Here is a 3027-nt window from a genome sequence, read left to right as displayed (position 1 = left end):
TAACGACTATGGAAGCCGCTGATGCCTTGCGTTCTGCCGAACTTGTCGGATTTAATCCGTCGCTGCTGAGAGGGGTACTGGAAGCCACTCTTGTCAAGAGTATGTGGGAGCGCCCAGTTTTTGCTGCTTTATTTGACCTCTATTTTGATTTGACACCGCCAATATCTGAACAAACGGCTCAACAACAGGAGCTTTTGACAATTAAAGGGGCGACTGCTGATGGCAGTGGCCGTAGTTCGGCCGGAGCCGGCGGTGATGCTGAAGGCCTGTTAGAAACCATCGATAGTCAGCATGCTATTGTATTGGAGGACCTAGCTCGACAATTTACCAGCGATATCGTCCTCGAAAGTGCTCAGCCGGAAGAAATATCTAAGAAAGTACGGGATGTTCAGATTAAGTTACGCTGGTTTGAAGCTGTTAACAAGATCGAACGCCAATATCTCAATAAACAGATGAAAGAAAGCACGTTCCTGAATTGGCAAAAGATATTTTCCCAGTTAGAAGCACTGATTCGTCGGGAACTGGAACGTAAAGCCATCAGACAATTTGGGCGTCAGCATATCATCAAATTGGTGGAATATGCCAATATCAGACGCCGGGAATTTGATGGCTTAGCAGCTACAGAAATTATTACTATCGAGCAGGAGATTGCCAAATTGGCGAAAAAACTGGCTGAAAGGCCAGGAATTCGGATGCGCCGAGCAAAACATGGCAAAGTGGATCTACGCCGCACCTTCCAGGAAGTGGTGCGTACTGGCGGTTGTCCCATCCGGCTAAAATACCGGGACAAGATAAAGAGTAAGGTGGATTTATGGCTGTTATGTGATGTTTCTAACTCGGTAGAACAATTTAGTCGGTTTATGCTACAACTGGTACAGGCAGCCAACCGGCGGTATGCCAATATTCGCTCTTTTGTGTTTGTGGATGAAGCCGTTGAAGTTACCGAGTGGTTTAAAACCCAGGATGTTAATGCTTTTTTGCAGGCCAGACATCTCCGAGATCGATTTAACCGGCGTGTAGGTTTGTCACGTTATGATTTTGTCTTCGAACAATTAGCTCGGCATGAATTGCCGGCGATCAGCAGTCGCACTAAGCTTATTATTTTAGGGGATGGTCGTAATAACTGGCATCCGAGTGGGGCCGACGAACTGGCTAAAATCGCCGAACGGGCTGAGGCCATCTACTGGCTTAACCCGATGCCAGAGAAGGAATGGTTTGAGGGGGATTGCCTGATGCGGGAGTATCAGCCTTATTGCCGGCAGGTATTTGAATGTCGTAATTTAGAACAATTAACAGATGTAGCCAACCGTATTCTGTAAGTGCGGTTGGCTATGCGTTAACAGGGTATTTTTATTTTTTGTCCATACGTCTTAATATAGGAACCACAAGGCTGTTCATCGCTGCCCAAAATAATTGTGGCACTATGAAGGAATGTCTGATTGAAAAAATAGCGTAGATCATATATATGCACTAGTGTAGCCTGGAGTTGATGATCTTGGTATTCAGTAAAATAGCTGAACGGTGTAAAGGTCGAAAAAAATTCACCTAATACGGTTTTTTGTGCGCCCTGGGCAGCCGGCGATAAAGATTTCTTGGGCAGCTCGGCATAAATGGTTAACGCCTGTTCAAATACGCCGATTTGACCGATATAATAATGGTCATTGCTTTCGATAACAAAATCCCAGAAGCGGGTACTTTTAAGTGCTGGGATAAGCAGCATACGCTTAATGGTTTTGTTACCAAAATGGTGCTTGCACCTATTGGTTGCTCGTAACTTAAGTAATAATCTTACTATAGTGTACAACCCGACTGCGGCAAACAAAAGCAGCGAAGTGTCTATGGCTGGTAAAGCTGGGACGAATGCCGCAAGCATAATAAGTAGCAATAATGGGTCAAACACATTTAACAAACCGAAGCTTTTACGCTGTCGGCACAGTGGCCATAAGACAGCCGCACCATGGGCGTTAAAAAAATCTATAAGAATATGTGACAAACCGCCTAAGAAAGACCAAACAAAAACCTCGGTAAGTTCTGTTGCTGGTGAGGCTATGGCAAAGCAGCCAGTAATCAAACTTGACCACATGAGAAGGCCTGGAATGGAGTGAGAAAAAGCCCGATGTTGGCGGAGTAAAGCAAGTTTTCCGCGAACGATGGCAATGATATCAAAATCAGGAGCTTGGGCACCGATAATACTTGCTAAATAAACAGGTTCACTGAGGCTAAATGGTTGTCCGGATAAACCGGCAACAGCAATACCCAGCAAAGCATGGGAGAATGTATCCATGAAATCAAGACCTCCCCACAAATATGACATAATAACTTAACACTAGCTAATTATATCATAGCTAACAGGGAGGTAGTCTATTGGTAATTGGTGGCTGGTGAGCGAGACGTTTTGCGATGCTGCGGTTTTTAGCACACTATATTGACTCGAACTAAATTTTGTATTATCATAAAATTTAAAAAATAACTTTTATGTAAAAATAATTGACGCATCTAGACAATGCGCCCTAAAGTGCATGCCATGAACAAAGACCTTAGTATATTATTTATTTGTATAAATTATAGTAAGGTCATGTTGTTGTTATCCTGCAGATATAGGACCTTACCGCGACTACGGCTAGGTCCTTCCTTATTATTAGATCGGTGCTTATAGGAACGTATTGGAACAGAGCCAAAACACACCCGTCTAGGCTCGAGGACTTGACCAGAATTAGGCAATATCCTGTTGGTAATGTAAGTGTAATTGTGGGGGGATTTTACGATGGAATTCGAAGTGTTAGCCAGCCATTGGCGAAAAAAACAAAAAAACTCTTATACAGAAGTGAGCGGTTATGGAACTTGATCCCCGTTTTGCACAAACACTTGTAGATATTGTTGCTGCAGAACTGAATCAAAACGTCAATATTACAGATAATCAAGGTGTAATTATTGCATCATTCAGCAAGGAACGCATTTCGCATATTCATGAAGCGGCTGCCAAAATGTTGCTTAGTGGTTCTATTCGGGAATTTTCCGTTACCGATC

The 3027-nt window shown here is 43.4% G+C and carries 3 protein-coding genes; 2 read left to right on the top strand and 1 reads right to left on the bottom strand.

The window, feature by feature from the left end:
* Positions 1–1319, top strand: a 1319-nt coding sequence (locus AC29Z1_RS15790; protein ID WP_488272413.1) for a VWA domain-containing protein, incomplete at its 5' end; no start/stop codon positions are given.
* Between the two features lie 17 nt (positions 1320–1336).
* Here the strand turns inward: AC29Z1_RS15790 and AC29Z1_RS15785 are convergent.
* Positions 1337–2284, bottom strand: a complete 948-nt coding sequence (locus AC29Z1_RS15785; RefSeq protein ID WP_488272412.1) for a metal-dependent hydrolase — start codon at positions 2282–2284, stop codon at positions 1337–1339.
* 550 nt (positions 2285–2834) lie between these two features.
* On the opposite strand from AC29Z1_RS15785, the gene AC29Z1_RS15780 reads away from it, so the two are divergent.
* Positions 2835–3027: sugar diacid recognition domain-containing protein (locus AC29Z1_RS15780; RefSeq protein WP_488272411.1), on the top strand; the 193-nt coding region annotated here is incomplete at its 3' end.

Source organism: Sporomusa sp. (genome assembly GCF_057736855.1).
This window is presented reverse-complemented; position numbering and strand designations above follow the sequence as displayed.